This window comes from Paenibacillus sp. J22P165, assembly GCF_059692015.1.
On sequence record NZ_JCAUAP010000003.1, the window covers coordinates 157,039 to 178,527 of the forward strand.

At 45.4% G+C, this 21,489-nt stretch carries 14 protein-coding genes; 4 read left to right on the forward strand and 10 right to left on the reverse strand.

Annotated features, from left to right (window positions below):
- Positions 1-78: 78 nt before the first annotated feature.
- From AC58QM_RS08415 to AC58QM_RS08430, 4 genes are all read right to left on the reverse strand, one after another.
- Positions 79-1,431: an Ig-like domain-containing protein gene (locus AC58QM_RS08415; protein WP_497283007.1), complete on the reverse strand. Its 1,353-nt coding sequence runs from the start codon at positions 1,429-1,431 to the stop codon at positions 79-81.
- A 219-nt stretch (positions 1,432-1,650) separates the two neighbouring features.
- A complete protein-coding gene (locus tag AC58QM_RS08420) occupies positions 1,651-1,869 on the reverse strand; it encodes a helix-turn-helix domain-containing protein (RefSeq protein WP_497283009.1) in 219 nt (72 codons plus the stop codon).
- Between the two features lie 291 nt (positions 1,870-2,160).
- Complete coding sequence (locus AC58QM_RS08425; RefSeq protein ID WP_497283011.1) at positions 2,161-4,434, reverse strand: heparinase II/III domain-containing protein; 2,274 nt, start codon at positions 4,432-4,434, stop codon at positions 2,161-2,163.
- The gene (locus AC58QM_RS08430; RefSeq protein ID WP_497283012.1) at positions 4,431-7,142 is read right to left on the reverse strand and encodes an alpha-mannosidase; all 2,712 of its coding nucleotides are present in this window, start codon (positions 7,140-7,142) and stop codon (positions 4,431-4,433) included. Before AC58QM_RS08430 ends, AC58QM_RS08425 begins: the two co-directional genes overlap by 4 nt.
- Positions 7,143-7,217: 75 nt before the next feature.
- Between AC58QM_RS08430 and AC58QM_RS08435 the strand changes: the two genes are divergently transcribed.
- The 3 genes from AC58QM_RS08435 to AC58QM_RS08445 all read left to right on the forward strand — a co-directional run bounded on the left by AC58QM_RS08435 (position 7,218) and on the right by AC58QM_RS08445 (position 11,846).
- A complete protein-coding gene (locus tag AC58QM_RS08435; protein ID WP_497283013.1) occupies positions 7,218-8,333 on the forward strand; it encodes a GntR family transcriptional regulator in 1,116 nt (371 codons plus the stop codon).
- A gap of 322 nt (positions 8,334-8,655) precedes the next feature.
- A complete protein-coding gene (locus AC58QM_RS08440; protein WP_497283015.1) occupies positions 8,656-10,287 on the forward strand; it encodes a sensor histidine kinase in 1,632 nt (543 codons plus the stop codon).
- Positions 10,284-11,846, forward strand: coding sequence for a response regulator transcription factor (locus AC58QM_RS08445; RefSeq protein WP_497283017.1), 1,563 nt, complete (start codon positions 10,284-10,286; stop codon positions 11,844-11,846). The genes AC58QM_RS08440 and AC58QM_RS08445 overlap by 4 nt, the downstream gene beginning before the upstream one ends.
- Before the next feature lie 75 nt (positions 11,847-11,921).
- On the opposite strand, the gene AC58QM_RS08450 is transcribed toward AC58QM_RS08445, so the two are convergent.
- The 4 genes from AC58QM_RS08450 to AC58QM_RS08465 are packed head-to-tail and all read right to left on the reverse strand — an operon-like array spanning position 11,922 to position 18,557.
- Complete coding sequence (locus AC58QM_RS08450; protein ID WP_497283018.1) at positions 11,922-15,023, reverse strand: alpha-mannosidase; 3,102 nt, start codon at positions 15,021-15,023, stop codon at positions 11,922-11,924.
- A gap of 17 nt (positions 15,024-15,040) precedes the next feature.
- The gene (locus AC58QM_RS08455; protein WP_497283020.1) at positions 15,041-16,636 is read right to left on the reverse strand and encodes a type 2 periplasmic-binding domain-containing protein; all 1,596 of its coding nucleotides are present in this window, start codon (positions 16,634-16,636) and stop codon (positions 15,041-15,043) included.
- Positions 16,637-16,691: 55 nt separating this feature from the next.
- A complete protein-coding gene (locus AC58QM_RS08460) occupies positions 16,692-17,579 on the reverse strand; it encodes a carbohydrate ABC transporter permease (protein ID WP_497283022.1) in 888 nt (295 codons plus the stop codon).
- A 21-nt stretch (positions 17,580-17,600) separates the two neighbouring features.
- Positions 17,601-18,557, reverse strand: coding sequence for an ABC transporter permease (locus AC58QM_RS08465; RefSeq protein WP_497283024.1), 957 nt, complete (start codon positions 18,555-18,557; stop codon positions 17,601-17,603).
- A 350-nt stretch (positions 18,558-18,907) separates the two neighbouring features.
- Here AC58QM_RS08465 and AC58QM_RS08470 point away from each other — a divergent pair, with 350 nt between their 5' ends.
- Positions 18,908-19,297, forward strand: a complete 390-nt coding sequence (locus AC58QM_RS08470; RefSeq protein WP_497283026.1) for a helix-turn-helix domain-containing protein — start codon at positions 18,908-18,910, stop codon at positions 19,295-19,297.
- A gap of 27 nt (positions 19,298-19,324) precedes the next feature.
- Here the strand turns inward: AC58QM_RS08470 and AC58QM_RS08475 are convergent, their stop codons facing one another.
- Positions 19,325-20,014, reverse strand: a complete 690-nt coding sequence (locus AC58QM_RS08475; protein ID WP_497283027.1) for a metal-dependent hydrolase — start codon at positions 20,012-20,014, stop codon at positions 19,325-19,327.
- 121 nt (positions 20,015-20,135) lie between these two features.
- Positions 20,136-21,461 (reverse strand): ABC transporter substrate-binding protein, encoded by a 1,326-nt coding sequence (locus AC58QM_RS08480; protein ID WP_497283029.1) that lies wholly within the window; start codon positions 21,459-21,461, stop codon positions 20,136-20,138.
- Positions 21,462-21,489 lie beyond the last annotated feature (28 nt).

Here is a 21,489-nt window from a genome sequence, read left to right on the forward strand (position 1 = left end):
CCTTTTACGGGGGCATCTGTTTTCAAATTGATGCAAAGAAATTAGTTCATTTGTGATAGTCCAGTAATAGAATCAATCTCATTTACCGTAAACATACACTTTTGCCGTAGTTTGTAGTCCCTTATACGTTGCTGTAAATACCGTTTGCCCATATTTATGACCTGTAATATTACCTAAACTATCTACGGTCAATATAGAAGGATCAGCTGTTGAATAGCTACCATAGCGGCTGACATTGATCTGTTGATCCCCATAAACTGATGTAAGAACAGTATCTAATGTTTGTCCGACACTCAGACTATAATCTTCTGAATCGAGCTTCAGCCCTGTTTGTGTGGGGGGCGAATACACGGCCAGTTTCATGAGCGTGTCTGGGGATGAAAGGATCAAAGTCCCTCCGCTCTTCACTGAAATTGCCTTTGTCAGACCACTAACAGGCTTTGACCATTGAATGGACGCAGTAGCATCGGTTTTGGTAACTAGTTGAGACTGTCCTATTAAATAGCCGCCATCACTGGTATTCGTTAGGGAGACCGGTTGTCCTCCATGAAGCGTTTTCGTCCAGCTCTCTTCACCCATGGCATCGGTTTTTATCAGAATAGTTTCGTCTTCTAAATCAGAACCAACAATTACATAACCACCGTCAGTTGTTTGAATTACATAGCCTGTCTTGCAGCTATATGTCTTTTCCCAATCCATTTTACCCGAAGCATTCAATTTCCAAATGGAAACATGATTACCTTTGGTACCACTGACAATATAGCCACCCTGATCTATTTCTTCGATCGTACGTGCTTCTATATGCGGACTATCCGGTCCGCCTGCACCTAAAACGGTAGTCCACTCTTCTTTACCACTACGATCCCTTTTTTGAACTGCCGTATGAAACGACCCTATGTTTAGACTCTCCGTAAAAATAGCATTTATATAGCCGCCGTCTTTTGCTTCTCGAATCATATTAAAGTGACCGTAGGCACCAGAGTCAACTACCTGTGTCCACTGAATGACTCCGTTCTCATCTGTTTTGGCAATGACATAGTCATTGTAGCGGAAGTAAAATCCTGGGACAGTTCCTCCTACTATATATCCCCCATCATCTAGATGGCGAATAGAAGAAACGGTTACCTTTTTTTCAACACCAGATGAATTTATTGCCTGCAGTTGAAATACTTTTGACCACAGCTGATTTCCTTGTTCATCAATATTAGCTACATATATGTTGTCTTCGCCAGAAGTTCCCATCACGGCATACCCATTCCCTGACATTTCCTGTACTTCTGAGAGTACAAAACCTGTGTTGAATTTTTTTGCCCACAGCGTCTCTGGTGCTAGTCCATCAGCAGCAGTATGCCCTGTGTTCCAACCAATGAATAAGTTAAATGAAAGTATTCCTGCTAATAACAACTTCCTCCATGAAGCGCTTTTTTTCATATTCGCACATCTCCTTATTCGATTTGAAATCCGACTGCATGGACAACCAGAATCAAAAGCATCTCCCCCTCCTTTGACTAAAAATACTAAAAAATGTATTTATTACATATATTCGGTTGTATTCTGTATTAAACGACGTATTTTAACAAAAAAATTCAAACACGTTTAAATAAAACAAAACCGATGCTCCCCAAGTACGGAGGCATCGGTTTTCGAATTTCAAGCAATGTTGATTTGAAAAAGCTCCTCTAACTCCATTTCCAGTACTTCGCTTAATCGCTTAGCCGTTGATGGACCCACTGATTTAATCGATCGTTCAAGTAAACTTATGTACGCATGGCTCAGCCCAGCATGCCTTGCCAGCTCTCGTTGTGAATAGCCTTTCATGACCCTTGCCTTAATGAATGCATCTGTTTTGGCTTTAATTTGAATATGCATCGGCGTTGAATGTCACTCCCCCATCCTCACTTCGTCCTATTTGAAGTATACCGCATTTATTCACTAATGCAATATTAAAAGTTTACATTAGTAATCAAAATTATTTCTTCAGTAGCCAAATTAGAAGAGGCTGTTCAAAAAGTTGAAATCTACCTGCGGGACCGACGAATGAAAGCCGCAAACGCTCTCCCTTGCACCACGGAAATCTCCGTGCATGAAATAGGAAAACGAAGCGGCTTTGATTTGACGCGATTCATAATAAGAGATCCGATAAAGTATGAGAGCAGACAATCAACCAGGACGTCTTGATGGCATTGTTGTCTTTTGAGAAATGACGATAACTCCGTTGTCATCGGAGATCAACACGGCATCTCCTTCCGTTGTAACGCACTGCGGCATAACCGCTGGCCGCACCTCTGCGCGAAGGTATGGCTGACCACGCAGCGCCACAGAAACCTCCGTCGGGCTTAGCTCCAAACAAGCTGTCGCTCTGGACATCGAAGCGAATAATGTATGTCCACTATGGCGAAGAACGCTTCCATAGCCAATAAAGCAGCGCTCGACGTTCGTCCAGTCGTCTTCGTCCGTACCTTCAGGTCGGGTTACCGCAACAAGGTAGGCATCTGTCTCCCAACCATTCAATTTACGCATGCAATTTTGATGCATGATCCGGCCATCAGCCCGAAGGTTCACGTACACATCCGTCTGCTTACCGTGTGACCGAATGCGTACACCAATCATGTCGTGTCCCTCCAGAGCAGTCACCTTGGGAAGTGGATGCTCCAACTCTACCGGTATCACCGCGGTAATAAATTTAGCCTCAGTAACTGATTCGCTCGTTTCAAATGACAAATATGTCGCTTTTGTATCCGGAGCATGATCAACTAGGCCCTCTTTCTGCTGAATGACCAGGTCTTGCGGAAAGAGATGCTTAACGACGACACTGGCATCGCCGTTCGTTATTCGCACTGAGCCATTCTCCGCGATGTCGATTTCCCCTTCGTAATGCATCAGCCATTGCAGGTTGCCTTTCTCATGTGCCCGCACATCATCAATGATAACAATGACACCGTCAACCCAGAGGAAATGACGGAAATTCCTCGAGAAATGCTGGGACATCGGGCCGGTAGCGTCCGCGTACACATAACGGATGCCAACGTGGTCCACCAGATGGTACACTTGTCCAGGCTCCTTCACGCCTCGAGGCACATCCGACCTCAACTGCCCCTCGCCGTTAAATAGCACCACATTATGAGCTTCGCTCTGCACGTAGTAGTTCAGATATTCCGGTCTTTCGTACGAGCAATTGCCGGAGTCAATCAAGAGCGCCCGCCCTTTATGGTACAGAACAAAAGAACCCGCATCCGCATGCGCATGATTCCAAGAGAAGCCGGACTTCACCGCGAGCAGCGTGCGATCTTTCTCCCAACTGTCGCGCATCGTTGCCCAGCCGATGTCTCCATAGATAACTGATGTCTCGGCTTCAGACGGAGGGTTCAAGGCCCCTTGCCTAATACGTTCATGCTGAATAAAATCATAAAACTCATACTCCGCCTGCCATTCTTTCAGATACCAACGTAACCTTGGATCTTCAAGCCCATTCGCCAACAGCATCTTCGCTGCCTGAACGGCTCCTTTATAGAAATGGCCGTCACCAAAATTAACGGTAAGTGGCCGCTCGGAAGACGGATACGTCGTATGTAGGAAAAAATCTCCCGCTGTTGCCAGCACGGGGATGTCGGTAAAGTCCGTATACCCAAACGAAGCTTGATAAGCCAGTCGGAATACTAGATATTCATACAGCCCATAATCCGCATAATTCACACTTTCATAGAAGGCTCCAGCTTCGTCGTAATTCAAGCTTTTATTGCCTAACACACTGCCTTTGTACAGAAAATATTCTGGAAAAATGCGGACAATTTCATCCAGCCATGCGTTCGCATCCCCTTCCTCGTTCATAACGGCGAGGACACCAACACCCGCGAGTCCAATCATGACCGCCCACCAATTATGACCCATGGAATCGAGTGTATGGATACGTGTGTCGGCAAAAACCCAATCCTTCAGTGTAGGCCGTACACCAAGCTCTAGCAACCCCCGACGAACGGTAGCGCGCTCTTCAATACTTAGCAAATCGTAAATGCAGTCATAACCCACGGCAAATCCGTGGCAAAAGCGAGACGTATTCAACTCTGAATGCCACGGTGGATCGTTTCGAAACAGACCTTTCCCGTACCATTTCTGATAGGTACTGTAATGTAGGAGCGCTTCTCGCAGCTTCTCACCATAGTGCCGCTCCCCCGTTACTTGATACACAAGACCAAGGATCGTCCCCATCTTGGCAACTTGCTCGCTAGGTGGTCCATAGCGGCCATGCTGAGAATCCTCTCCGTCCGCCTGTCCCTCATCGGTAAAGGATTCTCCCAACATGAGATCAGCCCTAGCCACATAGCTCTGCCATTCCCTTGCCAGATCTTCATTCTGCTGGAGCTGTAGTCGGAACCGATCTACCCAATCCCGATCGAAATATAAATACGGATGAGGCCTCTGGTTCATCTCTGTCATTGTTCTCTCTCCCTTCCTCCGATCGTTACGATTTCTGCTGGTCGAACCGAAACCAGGTGGGATGCTCCAATTGCAGCCCCTTCTTCTTCCAAAACATTGCTCACAAACAGTGGCCCGTGCGATCCGTGCAGTTGTTCGATATGCAGTATCGCCGGCTGATTGGTCATATTGAACCACCGCATCATGAAGGCGTCGGAGGTATCATTCATTTTAACTGCAGAAAGCGCGAGCCCTTCACCCGACCAACGTATAAATTGATGCTTCGCTGGGAGAATACCCGATTGCAATGGCGTCTGTTGTGCTGTCCATGGCACTTGAGCCTGATAAGCTGTCGCAAAAGAGCGTTCTGCATCAAGCATTGCGCCGTGCGGGATGATGCCGTATTCAAACTCGTGATCGCCTAAGCACTGCGCCTCCGGAGTTGGGAAGACTCCCCAGTCGCCAAGCTCCTGTACAGCGCGCAGCAAGGTCACAGCGATGGTTCCCCGGTCGTCGCGCAATACTTCATATTCGTTTAATCCAAGGTTATAGACCGTGAGACCATGCGTATCCTTGCGTACGTTAACAAAAGCTTGCTGATGCTGACAGTTGCTCGGATTCGTCCATTCAGAGGCGGGGTGTGTCGCTCTTTCAGCCACTTCAAAAATCGAATCAACGTAATGCACATCTGCAACAATATCCGTCGGAAACAGGACGCGAACACGATGATCTTTGGCTTCATTATTAAAACTTGTCTTTACTTTTAAAAGAGGAACTCCACTTTCTAACGTAAGACGAGTTGTAAGCATTAAGGTCACTGTCTCTTGGCTTCGCTGAGCTTTCCGTTCAAGGAATGGCACGAATTCCTGAATTTCTTGGTTCAGTCTTTCATCCGCGCTGGCAGGAACCTCCCACTGATGAACGATCGCTACAACAGTACGATAGGAAGTTTGTTCTTCTACGTAGATGCGGGCAGGCAAGCCGCGAGTCGTAAGCGGGATGTCTCCCTCAGGTGCTTTGAAAATGTACTCATTTCCGATGTCCCCTACATTCTCGTAAGCTCCTAAGCCGGCAAACATCTTGCCATTGCGCTTATCAATAATGTCATATGTCCCGTCATCCGCGATGTGCACCTCTAGGAAATCATTTTCCATTCTGTGCGCATCTGCCTGTACAACGGAAGGAGGCAACACATGCTCCACCTGATCAGGGCTCAGTGCGTAGGTGCTATACCCCATGGCCGGAACGTCTTGAGCTAAGAAGTGCACCCGTACGGAACGTGCCATATACGGCTGACGGAATCTATCTTTGGGCAGCTCATAGCCAAATGTCACACCACGATCTTCAATCCTAGCATCAAGCTGCTTTCCATCGGCATTCACGACAGCGTAGCCTTCCAAGCTCAGCGCCTTTAGCTCCTCCACACTCTCTCTGCGATCGCCGCCAAACGCAATTCGCTTCACGTCGACGTCAACGCTGATCACGCCTGAACGCTCCCAGCCGGTCGTATTAAATACCGTAAACGGAATCGCTTTCGTCCCATACGTTGCTTGCGTATCAATTTGCCCAATGATCGCCTGTTTGCTGTCTGCCACAATCTGTTCGGCTACTTGAAAGCTTTTGTCAAATCGAGTGATCATCTCACGGTGCACTTCATCTACGCTACAGCCGCAAATGCTGTCATGCGGGTGGTTTTGCATCAACGTTTTCCAAGCATAGGTGAATAGATGATTAGGATAAGCGTGCCCCAGCCAATGTGCAAAGGTCGCCATAGGCTCGGCTACTTTCTCCAAGTAGGTTTGCACACGCTGATTTTGCTGTTTAATATACACTCTGGCCGAAGCCGTATTCACAAGCGTCCACCAACCATCCGTGCGTTGGCTTCTTAATTCGCCTTGAATGACCGATAAATTTTCAGGTAAATGCTCTTTTACACTCGTAATGTAATCATTAAAATTGGAATGAATAAAGGCAATGTCCGGATACAAGTCACGCGCAGTCTGAAGCGCTGCCGACAAATCCGTCTGAACCGGCTGATGATCACAGCCATTCATAAATAGCAGATGCGGTGTTGAGGCATAACGCTCTGCATCCTTTAGCTTCTGCTCCCAGTACTTGGCAGCCTCGGCTTGATCCGTCGGGATTTCCATCCCATTGTGATACCAATTGGCGAATAGAATACCGAGCACGGTCGAGCCATCCGGCGACCGCCATTTCATTTCCGAGAAGGCGGATTCATAGTCGCCTTTTACCTCATTGTTGAATCCGACGGGTTTCACCCCTCTACCGAACACAGCTGTATCCATGCCAGCTTGCAGTATAATCTGCGGTGCTTGCCCCATATTGCCAAAGGAATCCGGGAAGTAACCCAGCTTGCATATCGTGCCATATTCCCGCGCATCCTGATGACCGATTAATAAATTTCGGATATTCGCTTCACTGCTGGTCAAGAACTCATCCTGGAGGATGTACCAAGGGCCAATGATCAGTTTCCCCTCTTGCACCATACGTACAATAACAGCCTTCTTGTCAGGTCTGATTTGCAAATAATCTTCCAACACAATGGTCTGACCATCCAGATGGAAACTTTGAAAGTTGGGATCCGTCTCGAATAATGTGATTAGGGTATCCATTAATTCCACTAGAAGCACCCGGTGCTTCTCGAAGGGCAAATACCATTCCCGATCCCAGTGTGAATGTGATACAACATGTACGTGTTTGTTTACCATGACTTGCACTCCTTTACGAATACAGAAATAAGTTGTATATTTGTTATAAACTTAATACAAGGAGAAATGAAACGCATGCCCAGCACACCGGCAAGAATTCCAATGTACATCCAATTAAAAACATATATTATGAACCAAATTCAGCAAGGCATCTGGCAGCCTGGTGACAAGCTGCCCTCGGAAAATGAGCTGGCCGAACAGTTTGACGTCAGCCGCATTACAGTCAAAAACGCGATGGCTGATATCGTGGAACAAGGCCTGATCTACCGTATTCAAGGCAAAGGTTCCTTTATCGCCGACAACGCTTCTTCACCATTTTTGGCTTACGAGCCTAAGGAAACCATGGGTTCATGTGTAGCCTTCCTTATGCCTCGTCTTGACAATCTATTTACCGCCAACTTAATGACCGGCCTCGAACAGGTACTGGCTGCGCATGGCTATCACCTCATCTTTCGACTGACTCACGATAAGCAGGAGTTAGAAATCAAACTACTGAAAGAACTTACCCAACTCGGGATGAAAGGCATTATTATTTACCCGGTGGAGGGAGAAACTTTTAATAATGAAATTCTGAAGTTAACCTTAGGCAATTATCCGCTTGTCATCGTAGATCGGTATTTGCGCGGACTAGACGCCAACTGTGTAAGCTCTGATAATTTCACAGGCGCGTATGAAGCGACCCAGCATTTGACAACTCTCGGTCATACCAAGATCAGCTTCATCAGCACCGCAATCACCGGTACAACGAGCATTGAGGATCGGCTGCGCGGTTACGAGCAGGCTTTGAGCGATGGCGGGCTGTTCATCGACTATCGACTGCGCCTGATTCTGAACAGCAGTTTGCCGGTCTATGACCAAGTTAAGCAGTATATCTTGGACAATCCGGATGTTTCCGCCATCGTAACGACGACTTCAACGATCGGCCTGTTCGCCATGAAAGCCGCCCGAGACATAGGTCTCATCGTTCCTCAGGATCTGTCGGTTGTCTGTTTCGATGACTACGAGAAGTCCGAACTGTCCGAAGTTCCACTGACGTATGTCAATCAGAACGAAAAGCAGATGGGTAGCGAAGCTGCCAAACTGGTGCTCTCCTTGATTCAGAACCCCGGTCAGGAACGTCGCAACCTTGGTCTCCCGAGCGAACTCATTGTCCGCGGCTCGACGACAAGTCCGAATCCTGCTCGATCCTAGCCTGATACCACCAAATGCGAGGCGCTTTCAATGCCTCCTTGTGTGCATTATAACATTCAAGTTGTATTCGGTAAATATGTTGTATATTCATTTATAACATTATGAATTGCCAATGGGGTTGATTCCAATAAAAACGAAAATTCAATATCAATTTTTTATCTACTATTTGTTTCTTTCCGTCATACCGCTGCTCGCCCTTTCGTATTATTCTTACTCCAGTATTAAAACGAACGCTCAAAAAGAGTTGGTCAATACGATTTCGTTTGATATACGGCAAAGCCAAGCTTCCCTTGACGATCTTTATACAAGGTTCCAAAAATATATGGACATTCTTTCGAATTCAACCACTTTCTACAGTTTCGTTCTCTCAGCGTTAAGCGACATCAAGCACGGGGATATCCAGCATGCCAAATATATGGGTACGATGAGCCTCGATCCGCAAATCAAAAGCTTATTTGCCACGGATGATGTCGTTTCCGCCGCCATGGTTGTGATTGACGGGCGCGTCGTGTATAGCTACAAATCCTTCGTCTCTGTCACGACTGACTTTAAGAACAATCCGATCATCGCTAGTACGGAAGCTAGTCCAAATATGCGTTGGTTCAGCAATCAACTCTCTCCTTTTGGCGTATTCGAAGGAAAATATTCAATCATCACCAAAAATATTTATAATATTATGGGAAATAATCCCTCGGAGAGCTTGTGCCAAATTATTCTTCTGGTCAATCAGCAAACGATGAATGATCTTCTAAGCAACCAGCTCCGATTCTCCGATAGCATCGTTCGCGTATTGGATACCGATAATACCGTTATTGCAGGAAACGACCATGTATTCCCGATTAGTGATCATCGCATCGCAACTACGACACAGCAGCTTCCGCTTAATCAGAGCTTGGATACGATCTCTTATCTCGATGACTTCTTCGTTTTACAGAACAAGTCGAATGTGACCAACTGGCGCTTTATTCAACTGTCCTCATCGAAGCATGTCACCGAAGCTTCTTCAGCAATTATTCTTTTTTCTATCATTCTTGTTGTAGCTTTGTTGATGCTTATGATTCTATTTTCATTTTTTATTTCAAAAGAGATTCTGCTCCCGATCAAGCGTCTGGCTAATGCTATGAAAAAGGTCGGAGAAATGAACATTAAAATGGCCGTTGCGCCCAATTCCACAAATGAAATCAGCCAAATCGCAAGCGGCTTCAACCAAATGGTGGATCGTATCGACAACTTATTTCGGCAAACGATTGAAATCGAACACCAGAAACGCAAATCTGAGATTGATATGCTGAAATATCAAATCAATCCCCATTTCTTATACAACACGATTAACTCTATCCGTTATTCAGCGATGAAACATCAGGATGAAACGACGGCCCATATGCTGGTCACCTTAAGTCGATTACTTCGTAATACACTTAGTCATCCCAGCAATGTGATTGCTTTGAGAGAGGAAATGCAGAATATTCAAGACTATATTCGGTTGCAGCAGCTGAGGTATGATAACCAGTTACATGTTGAATACCAGATTGAGGAATCTACCTCTCATTTGCTAGTGCCACATATGATTTTGCAGCCTATCGTGGAAAATTCCATCATGCACGGATTGAATCACAATTTGAATACAGGCACCAAAGCAAGCATCATTTTATCTACTTATCTCAAAAATAGTACGACACTTGTTCTCTCCGTTCTCGATAACGGAATTGGCATATCAAGCTCTATCAAGGACAACTTGCTTGAACATCAATCGACGACTACCTCTGATTCCCTGCGAATCGGCTTTATGAACATTCACAAAAGAATCCGGCTCCAATACGGAGAACCTTATGGCATTGAGATTGAAAGTGAGGTTAACTCCTTCACCAACGTGTACATCATTTTACCGGTACTCTACAATTTGGAAGATGCTGACGCTCACTTTATTGGCGAAAGAGGTGCAAGCTTAGAATGAATGCCATTATTGTCGACGACGAACCCTATGTCAGGCAGATGCTTAAGAGCATGATTCAATGGGATCAGTTGTCTATCCATTTGGTAGGCGAGTTCTACAATGGACAAGATGCTTATCAGCGGATTAAGAGTGACACGCACATTGACTTAGTCATAACAGACTTGAGAATGCCGATCATGGACGGCCTGCAGTTGATCAAAGAGACATTAGTCGTTAGACCTCATATCACCTTCCTAGTGATTAGCGCCTTTAACGAGTTTCATTTGGTCAAAGAAGCCTTCTTGCTTGGTGCTAAAGATTACTTATTGAAATCCGAAATGACAGAAGCGCATATTAACCACACTTTGTCCAATCTGCGGCTAAACGATCGTCCCAAATTAGCAGCCATCTCCAGCAAAGAACTGATGAAAGAGACGTTATTAAGTCGACTGGCAGCAGAGAATATTAAAGCAAGCGATCTCGACACCTTAAAAGAATTGCTATACAACCAGGATAAAAAACGCGTAACAGTACTTCTATTACGATTGAATAAGCTTGATGCGCACGCCTCCACACCTGAGGCAACCATGAAGGAAACGATTGCGAAGTGTCTCTCTCCGGACGAAGAAGAGCATCTCGATTCTAGCAGCCAAGCCCACATCGAAATTATTCAGACATCACCATTTGAATATTTAATTCTTATGCTTTATGCCTGGCAGGAATCCGAGGCGAGCATCATGCAACATTTAAGACATGCCTTTAGCACATTTCGTCCGAATGGCTACCGCATCAACCTTGGAGTAAGCCGTGTCTCTTACGATTTCTCCTCGCTGCCACAGCTCCTTCATGAGGCGAGGCTGTCGGTTGATTATTGCTTTATAGCAGGCAACGGTTCAATCATTCCCTATTCGGCAAAGTTCGAAGAGACGCCACCGCTGACAATCGATAGCCGACAACAAATTTCCATTCTGAAAGACCAGTTGAGTGCCATCCTCTTTGATAAATGCAAACCCGACATTCAGAAGATAAGCATTTCCCCACAACTCGCGAGTGCCAGTCATATTCGGGCGATCAAAGAGCTTTACATGAAATATCATTTTATTCTCATGGATTTTGCGTTGCAAAATGGTCTCTACAACGAATTGCGTGAGCTAAGTAAAGCGTATGAAGAGCATTTGAAATTTTATGGTGATTTGGATTCACTGAATAAATGGCTGTCCTCCGCAATTGCCATCGTCAAGAACCACAATGGCGAGAATTCAATGATCAATCAGGTTAAGCATTATGTAGAGGAACATTATATGTCCGATATTAACCTGCAATTTGTGGCCAACAAGTTAAATATCAACAGCAGTTACCTAAGCCGTCTGTTCTCAGAAAAAGGGGATACCACATTCACCAATTATCTGGCTCACATTCGTATTACCAAAGCCATTGAATTTATGAAGTCGTCCAACCTGAAAATCTATGAAATATGCGAAAAAGTGGGCTATACATCCCCTGAACATTTCAGCCGGACATTCAAAAAAATGACAGGGAAAAGTCCAAAACAATTTATGGACGGCCGAGAACAAAGATAAACAGAGCTACTTGCACATAGGTTAAAAAATAAAATCTGCCGTGTAATTTCGGCAGATTTATTTTTAATTGCTGCTTTACTTGGAATAGCTAATCTTGATTGTTTTAATTTCAAAAGGCTTGAAGCTAAGCGCGATCTCGTTCTTTGTTTCCAACAGCTCGATGTCTTCCTCCAGCATATTGGTGAGCGTAGCCCCAGTCATCTCGTCCGCAAACATCAGCGTCGAATTGGTGTAGGTCCCCTCTGCTTCGTACAATCTGACGATATAAGCCTTCTCGTTATCTTCGCATGGCTTGATCGCTTCAATGATTACATTAGGCTCGCTTACGCGAATGAATGAATCGAAGCTACATGCGCCAGGCACAATGATTGGTTTATAATTGAACATATAAGCAGGCTTGATGACGGAATCTGCATCGAAGCCGCTATGATGAGGCAGGAAGGCGTATGAACAGCTGTGCTCGCCTTTATCCCCCCTGTAATCCGGTCGGCAACCACCTTTATGAAGCGTCAGCCCTAACTGAGATTGGTGAACGGATATCCCATATTTGCAATCGTTTAACATGGCGACGCCGTACTTGTTTTCCGACAAATCGGTATATTTATGATTGCATACCTCGAATTTCGCTTTTTCAATATCCGTATTGCGGGTCGTTGGACGCTTGATATACCCGAATTGCAGCTCCTGCCTCGCAAAATCCGCAAAAACACTCGTATCGAAGACCGTCTTTAACAATCGGTGATCATCTTGCCAATTCATCAGTGTCTCGAATTTTACTTGCTTACTGTTACCGTAGAAAATAACATCCTGCAGTAAGCTTGATTTGGCAGTCAGTTTATAGTGATTGCGAATTCTAAATTCCACGTGTCCTTCGGATACGATTTCGCTCGATAGCAGCTCGGCGCTGTCCTTGAACTTCAGCTCCACATCGGCATCAATGTCCCAGCTGTCCCAAGCAGTTGGGACATCCTCTGCCATGAGCAGCGTATTCAACGCATAGCCGTGCCCTCTAAGCTCCCTATTTAAACGCTTGTCGATTAACGATGTGATATACATCTTCTCGTTGAAAACCACTTTGTAAAATGGCGTATCCAGCTTATTGTTCTCGTAGTGGAAGCATGAGGCCTGACTAGGTTCACCTTCCACCTGCTCCAGCACAACAGACGATAAAGCCTTCATTGTGACCCCCGCTACTGCGAGCTGATTGCGCCCCCACAGATCAGTTACTCGTTGCTGTGCGTAATCACCTTGAATCATGCAGCCATCGACAGCCTCAACATAAATCGTATCGCTGCGATCAAACGATAAGGTGTTCATAACCGAAACCTTATTGACCGATGGTTGAACAGGCACGACGTTTCGGATTAGCTTATCAGCATGCTGAATAAGCTGTGTCGTTTCCAAGATACTCCGGTCATGCACATCCGGAATCGATGTTCCTGGCAAAATATCATGAAATTGATTAATAAGCAGTGTCTCTACGAGCGGTTTAATATCCGTATCTCGGCATATCTCATCTCGGTTGACCGCATCTCGCACCGTAAAATATTCCAAATCATGCACGCGAATCTCGGACAAACGATTATTGCGTTTGATTGTATGCTGATTGGTTAACGTGCCCCGGTGAAGCTCGAGATACAGCTCACCTGCATATACGGGCGGGTTCGTCAACGACTTTTCCAATCGCTGCATGAAATCGCCAACGAACATTGTCTCTACTCTAGGACAGCCTTCCAAATCACGGCTTCTCCGCGCCATTTCAATCATTTCAAATTGCGGGCCGCCGCCGCCATCACCATACCCGTAGGCAAGCAGGCGCATATTGGAAACCGTTTTGTCCGTTATGGCATCTTTGGAGCGATGTCCGTCCATGACGGAGTCAATACAAGTTTCTGGATCTGGCCACAGATGCGTTTTGTTCAAATGCGACAACACTCTCGTTCCATCCAGCCCTTGCCAATAGAAGGTGTCGTACGGAAATTTATTCGTATCGTTCCACGACATCTTGGTCGTCAAGAAGTAGTCAACTCCGCACCCCTTCATGATCTGTGGGATGGATGGACTGTATCCGAACGTATCCGGCAGCCAGAAGCAGTTCGACGTATAGTCAAAATGCTCCCTCGTGAAACGCTGCCCCCAGACGAACTGCCGCAGCATCATTTCCCCGCCGACCAGGTTGCCGTCGCATTCGATCCAGACCGCACCATTCGGTTCATACCGGCCAGCTTTGACCGCAGCTTTGATTCTCTCAAACAATGCTGGATAATGCTCCAGCATCATTTTCCCGTGGTAGGCGGAACTTTGAACAAACATATACTCTGGATATTGCTCCATTAGGCTAAGCTGATTGGCATAGGTGCGCGCGCACTTCTTAACAGTCTCTTCGATCGTCCAACGCCAGGCCGTATCCATATGAGAGTGACCAATGACTGCGGCAATCGGAGCCAGAGACGTATTCTTATACTCGTACAATGGTTTGATCAGCAGACTGGCTTGCTCAACAGCTTCTTCAAACAGTTCTGGCGTAATATTATCCGGAGAATAATAGAGAACCTCATGAATGTGCGTTAAAGTCCTGATGATATTCGCACGGACAAAACTGTTCTTATCCAATGCGCCTGCCATCTGGTTAAAGGTTTTCAAGTCGAAGTAAAAATCGGCCATTTTATGGTTTTTTACACAAATGTCCACCGCCTCATACTTGTGCATAAAGTCGGAGCGCGGAGATTCAGCCAGAGGCTGGCTCGCCGCTGAAAAATGCCCCGCATACGACTCCAGCGCAATCTCAATAACTTCCCCGCCGTGAACAGCCGACTTCAGTAAATCGCAGTAATGATTGCCATGGCTTAATGTAAACGTCCCATACGGTGCTCCGTTGACCCATAACAGGGTCTCGTGGCCTCCGACATGCGGTTTCAGGAACAAGGTTTGTTTGTCCAGTTCTGACTTGACTGTGTAGGTTCCCTTCAGCCAGCAGTACTGCCCCTCGCCGCCCCAGACCTCGCCTGGGCTTGCCTGAACGAACAACGAGCTATCTGGTATGTGATGGAGCCGTTCCGGCGTTCTGTAAATGCCGACATTAAGCGTATCTACTTTCGTGAACATGTACGGCTCTATCGTTTTTTCAAAACGCTTGAGCTTGCCCAGCATTCGTTCTGTTTGTTTGTCATTCAGCATAGCGTTCAACGTTCTCCTTACTTCTTGTTATACAATCGGTTAGCGTTCTTCACTAACTCGTCGCCAAGTTGTTTTTTCCAATCTGCGATGAACGTATCATAATCTTTAATCGATTTCTCGCCAACGATGACGGATGTGAACATCGTGTTCCATTGCGTCGCGTAGGTTTGATTTTTACCATCCAGCGTTTCACCGGATTCAGAGGTGATTGGCCCTTCTACCGTCGGCTTATCTGTGGTCACGAGGTAATCTACATTTTTCTTGCTGTACAATCCGCTGTCATCAAACAGCAGCTTCTGTCTGTTCTCTTTTACAAAAGTCGGAAGCACTTTCGCATTCACGTCGTCCGTAGCGTCGAAAGCGCCATTAAACGGCCAGCCGAAACCTTCTTTGGCTTTCGCATCATTCGTGGAGAATTCCTGTTTGATCACAGGAGCGCCATTAACAAGGGTATAGTGCGTATCTTTCAAGCCATACTTGGCAAGTGTAAACAGCTCCGGATCGCTGAAAATTTTATCCCACGCTGTCATGATCTTATGCAGCTTATCCCGATCTTTCTCTAGCTTCTTGTTGAAGAAGACAATGTTGGTAAACATCGGCGCATTAGCGACAATGCCCTTGCTGCCGTCACCCAGTGTTGGGAATGGCGCCCATTCCAGCTTAGCATTCGGATATTTCGCTGTTAGCTTCGCACCAATACTTCCTTCATCGAAAGGTGGATTCATCTGGAGCGTTGTATTGTAATATTGATAAAAGAGCGCGTTGTTATTGACAAACTCATCCGCAGGTGCCGATGTATTCTGATACATTGTGTAGTACTCCGGATTGATGTAGCCAGCCTTATACCATTTGTTAAGCTGAATCAGCGCTTCTCTCATCCCAGGCATAAATGGCGCATATTGAATCTGGTTATCCTTATAGATCCATGCGTCGCGCCGCACACCATATGCGGACAGGAAATAATACATGGCTTGGGCCTCTCCGCCGTTCTGAACCGTAATCGGGTAATTGTTCGGATATTTTTCCTTATACTTTTTCAACACAATTTCCCAATCGGCAATTGTTTTAGGCGTACTGACCCCTAGTTCTTTCAAAATGTCAGAACGGATAGCAACGCCATAAGGTAGCGAGTTGCCTAATGCTCCGTTATTAAAACCCTTGAGTTTTCCATCTCTGGACCAGAGATCGAGGATATGACTTTTTTGATTACCCGCTCTGCTGACAAACGATGCATAAATGTTCGGAGCGTATTGCTTAACTTCGTCCTCCGTCAGATTGGCTGCCGAATCAAACAGGGCTTTACTGCTTGTAATATAGCCGCCGTACACATCCGGCATCTCACCAGAAGCAACGAACAAGTTCAGCTTGGTGTCATAGTCTGCATCGGGCACAGCCGTGATTTTCAAATCAACGCCAAGCTTTTCATTCAGCTGTCGAATGACTTCCGAATTAGGATTCGGCTGAATGCGTGTCGTAAAGATATTAATGGTTGGCCTTTCCACCTTCTCTTTCTTGGTGTCTGTGTCTGTGCTCGATGTTGAACAACCCGCAAGAACAGCAACAGCAGCTGTGGTCAAAACCAGTGATGCAGACATACTTTTGACAAATTTCATCGACAATTTCCCCTTTACGTACATCATTTATTTGGACTAGCCTTTGAAACCCCTATTAACCTTTCACAGCACCAATCATAATTCCCTTCACGAAATATTTTTGCAAGAAGGGATATACCATAATAATCGGGATCGTGGTGACGAGTAAGATAGCTGCTTTTACAGATTCAGCCGTATATCGTTGACCGGACATGTCGACATTTTCAATTCCCATAACATTGGCCAACGCAGCATCCTGTGCATTATTAAGCACATCTCTTAAAATAATTTGCAATACTTTAATCTCACCATTCGAGATATAAATCATGGCATCAAACCAGGAATTCCATTGACCAACCATCGACCACAGCGTCACGGTTGCAATAATGGGGGTAGAAAGCGGCAATACGATGGTGAAAAAGATAGAAAAGTCATTCGCACCATCCATGTATGCGCTCTCTTCAACTTCAACAGGAAGTGATGTGAAAAAATTCCTAATAATGACAATTGTATACGCACTGCATAACCCCGGGATGACCAAGGACCAGACCGTGTTGAGCATATGCAGCTCCTTGACCAGCAAATACGTCGGAATTAATCCCCCACCGAAGAACATCGTAAATATGATAAGGCCCATCCACATTTTTCTGCCAAGTAAATACCGTTTGGATAGCGGATAGGCAAGCATCGCCGATACAACAACCGTTAGAACGGTCCCAATGACCGTGCGCAGTATCGTCCAGTAATAGGATTCAAGTAAAGAACCCGTAGCAAAAATTTGCTTGTAGGCATCGAACGTTGGATTGCTAGTATACATATGGAGCCCGATTTTGCTCGATTCATCCGGCGGGCTAATTGAAATAACGATCTGCTGTACAAACGGGAAGACAATCGTTAAACATATGAATAACATGATCCCAATATTAAGAACATTAAATAGCCTTTCGCCTACGCTTTTTTTCATGTGTATGTTCTTTCCTTTCTGTTAGAAAACGGTGTAGTTCGAAAGTTTGCCTACAATCCAGTTTGAAAACAAGACAAGGATGAGCGCAATAACACTTTTCGCAATACCAACAGCTGTGGAGAAGCTATATTGCATATCAACCAAGCCTACTCGATAGACAAACGTATCAATAATATCCGCGGTTGGCATCACCATGGAATTGTATAAGTTAAAAATTTGATCGAATCCACCATCGAGAATACCGCCAAGTCCTAGGACAAAGAGCATACAGATTGTTGGCAAAATACTTGGAATCGTGATATACCAGCACTGCTTGAACCGCCCCGCGCCATCAATGACAGCCGATTCATACATGTCCGAATTAATGCCGGCGATCGCGGCTAAATAAATGATACTGCCGTAGCCGATTTCCTTCCAGACGTTAGAGTACAGTAGAATTTGGAGAAACGATTGACCGTTTCCTAACAGAATGCGAGGCTGCCAGCCAAACACTTCGCAAATTAACCCATACAATCCGTAGCTAGGCGAAACGAGTTGGAAGATCAGACCCGCGACAATAACCCACGAAAGGAAATGCGGAAGATATGAAATCGTTTGCACAATTCTCCTAAATTTATTGGAGACTAACTCATTTAGCAATAAAGCAAAGATAATCGGCGCCGGGAATCCTATGGCAATTTTCAGGATGCTGATCTTCAACGTATTCACCGTAACCGTCCAGAAGTATTTCATTTCAATCATCTCGCGAAAATACTTAAATCCAACCCACGGACTGGCAAATACGCCGTCTTGCGGACTATAATCCTTGAAAGCAATCAGAATGCCATACATGGGGCCGTACTTAAAAACTAGAAAGTATACCATACCAGGCAATAACAGTAGGAAAAGAAACTTTTGCTTCATTAACTTGGGGAGGAGGCGCGATTTCTTACTCGGGTTACGAATAACCAATCCTGCCTGCTCTTGAACAGCGCTCATACTCATCTCCTGCTTTCTCATGTTTGTTTGACAAACGCATCTCCGAATGCGCTTTCTTTCTCTTGTTAGTGTGTTTGCATGCACTTATTGTATCGCCTATAGGATTGAAAATTAATGATTTATCTTTACAAATCCTGACGTATTTTTACTATTGTTGTTGGGTTCTTTTTCTTTTATTGCCGCCCGATCGATGCACGCTGGACAAAATGAAAACCACCCTACGATGGTTAATCGCAAGGTGGTTGGCTGTTATCCTGCATTTCATAAACTCATCATTGTAATTACTATAGTAAACTGCTAGTATTATATCGTTTACTAATGTTTACTTTACGGAGTGAGGATGAGCAGCTATGTATTTTTACGATAAATTACGAGATATGCGCAAAATGAAAGGCTTCACAATTCGCGAACTAGCTGATCGCTCAGGCGTGTCTGCGGCGTACATCTCACAGCTCGAGAATGGCAACCGTGGCATTCCATCACCAGACGTCTTAATGAAACTATCTGAGGGACTCAACACCTCATACTCAGAACTGATGGATATTGCGGGTTACCTTGAGTCTTCACAAGTAAACCAACAGTTTGAAAGCAATCCTGTTAATTTGCGACGTTTTCTCCGTGAAAATGAGCTCATGTTTGATGGCTTTGTCTTAACGCCTGAAGATAAGGAATGGGTAGAGCGTATGCTTACCGTCCTATTCTGGAAGGATCGTCAATCGAATAAGGAAAGCGAAAGCTGATCCTCCTGATAAAGCAGCCTTTCCCGCTTACAGAGTCATTGTTTCCCCAGGCGTCATCACTATGCCTTTAATACCTTCTTTTTCTAGGCTTTTCACAAACTTGTGAGGATCTTGTTCAATGACCGGGAACGTATTGTAGTGCATAGGAACAACGGCTTTCGCTTTCAAATATTCCGCCGCGATGACCGCGTCTTCCGGTCCCATCGTGTAGTTATCACCGATAGGTAGAAACGCCAGGTCAATTTCATTCATTTTGCCAATCAGCTTCATATCTTTAAACAGCCCCGTGTCTCCCGCATGATAGATCGTTTTCCCCTCTACCTTGAGCAAGAACCCACTCGCCATACCTGTATAGATGTTTTCATTGGTACCTGGCGGATTATAGGAAGAATCGTGCAAAGCTAACGTCAGCTTCACTTTGCCAAAGGGGAATTCAAATGCCCCGCCGATGCCCATTCCATGCGTTTGAACCCCTTGAAAGCCTAGATATCTAGCTAAATCATTAGGAGCAATAACTGTTGCATTATTTCGCTCCGCAATGGCAACGGTGTCTCCGACGTGATCTCCATGTCCATGCGTAACAAGGATATAATCGACCTTAATGTCCTCCGCTTTGCTAACGGCTTGCGGGTTACCTGTGAGGAAAGGATCGATAATGAGGTTGTATTCCTTCAATTGGATCTCTACGCAGCTTTGACCATGGAATATAATGTTCACTTATTTCAGCTCCTTTGCGTTTATAAGATCATTTTAGCATAATCGTCTCTGCGAATTAAAATCTTCCCAAAGAATGCAAATATCCCCTCACGAAAGTTCCGTAAGGGGACATCATTACAGTCTAATTGGCCAAGACATTGTTCATTTTTTTCTCAAGTTGTACAAGCCCTTCCTCCGGATCAAGCCCTTCCTCCGGATCAAGCCCTCCCAATATAATGCTTTGAAGCTCTTCTGACAGCGTGGTAAACATCGTCGCATATTTATCCGTTTGCGGCGCAAATTTGACATGATGCTGCGCCTCGATGAAAAGCTGACGATACGGCAATTGCCGATATTCTTGGCTTTGAAGAACAGCACGATTGGCAGGCACATGTCCAGCTTGGCCCCATAGCATGGAACCTACCTTTGAGAAATAGGACATGAATGTCATAGCAGCACGTTGTTTCTCCTTCGTTACGTAGGTAGGAATGACGAGTGTATGCGAACTTCCCCACTGCATTGAACTGCCAAATAGGGCTGGAAGCGGCATGATCCCCGCGGGAAGGGAAGATTCACTTAAATGATAGCCCGCCTCCCAAACACCGCCCATCCAAAAAGCAGCTTTACCATTATGAAAGGTGTCCCATGGAGTCTTATCGTTTACATCTGAGAGTTTATTTGCGTAGAGTTGTTGATAAAACTTCAATACACGAATGGATTTATCATTATGGATGCTAATCTTCAGCTTGCTATCATCCAATAATTCACCACCCGCTTGATAATACATATTGAGAAATGGTTCTTGGAAATATGGCGTGTTCACAGCAAATGGCTCCTCATTCGGTACTTTAGCTTGAATCTGTTGGAGCATCTGAATAAATGCCTCTGGGGAAGAAATGGCCAGCTTAGGCGTTTCATCTTCATTCAGTAAGCCCGCTTTTTTCAGAATAGCCCTATTGTAATATAACATGTGAAAATGGGTATCCAGTGGCAGCGCGTAGGGCTGGCTCTTGAAGCTAACGCTTTGGACATTGCTCTCTTCCAAGTCTTTGAAATCAAATCCGATCTCCGCAGCCAAATCGTTCAATGGCATAATTTGCTTCGCTTTAACGAACGGTGACATCCGGTCTACGTGAGCAACCGCTACATCCGGACCTTTCCCTGAAGAAAGAGCTGTGCTCAATTTCACGTAATATTCGTTTGATTCTAAGCGAAGCTGCTTCACGAACACGGCCTTCTGCGATGTATTGAAGTTTTGAACAATGCGCTCCACGAACTCCCCTTCACCACCGCCGAATGGATTCCAGAATGAAACTTCCACGGGTGCATCTGCCCCCGCCACGATTCTCTTGTTCTCAGCTGCTTGCTTAGGCGCATCGGACAATAACGTGCATCCTGTCAGCATGAAGGCGAGCGTCAGCAGACATCCGATGCCAACGTTACGTTTGATCCTATCTCTCTTTAACAACCCGATCCCCCTTTCCCAATGCCTGAAA

What these genes read in the sequence shown, in the direction of transcription:
- AC58QM_RS08415 (WP_497283007.1), bottom strand. Translation starts at nt 1,431, where the DNA reads ATGAAAAAAAGCGCTTCATGGAGGAAGTTGTTATTAGCAGGAATACTT.
- AC58QM_RS08420 (WP_497283009.1), bottom strand. Translation starts at nt 1,869, where the DNA reads ATGCATATTCAAATTAAAGCCAAAACAGATGCATTCATTAAGGCAAGG.
- AC58QM_RS08425 (WP_497283011.1), bottom strand. Translation starts at nt 4,434, where the DNA reads ATGACAGAGATGAACCAGAGGCCTCATCCGTATTTATATTTCGATCGG.
- AC58QM_RS08430 (WP_497283012.1), bottom strand. Translation starts at nt 7,142, where the DNA reads ATGGTAAACAAACACGTACATGTTGTATCACATTCACACTGGGATCGG.
- AC58QM_RS08435 (WP_497283013.1), top strand. Translation starts at nt 7,218, where the DNA reads ATGCCCAGCACACCGGCAAGAATTCCAATGTACATCCAATTAAAAACA.
- AC58QM_RS08440 (WP_497283015.1), top strand. Translation starts at nt 8,656, where the DNA reads ATGGACATTCTTTCGAATTCAACCACTTTCTACAGTTTCGTTCTCTCA.
- AC58QM_RS08445 (WP_497283017.1), top strand. Translation starts at nt 10,284, where the DNA reads ATGAATGCCATTATTGTCGACGACGAACCCTATGTCAGGCAGATGCTT.
- AC58QM_RS08450 (WP_497283018.1), bottom strand. Translation starts at nt 15,023, where the DNA reads ATGCTGAATGACAAACAAACAGAACGAATGCTGGGCAAGCTCAAGCGT.
- AC58QM_RS08455 (WP_497283020.1), bottom strand. Translation starts at nt 16,636, where the DNA reads ATGAAATTTGTCAAAAGTATGTCTGCATCACTGGTTTTGACCACAGCT.
- AC58QM_RS08460 (WP_497283022.1), bottom strand. Translation starts at nt 17,579, where the DNA reads ATGAAAAAAAGCGTAGGCGAAAGGCTATTTAATGTTCTTAATATTGGG.
- AC58QM_RS08465 (WP_497283024.1), bottom strand. Translation starts at nt 18,557, where the DNA reads ATGAGCGCTGTTCAAGAGCAGGCAGGATTGGTTATTCGTAACCCGAGT.
- AC58QM_RS08470 (WP_497283026.1), top strand. Translation starts at nt 18,908, where the DNA reads ATGTATTTTTACGATAAATTACGAGATATGCGCAAAATGAAAGGCTTC.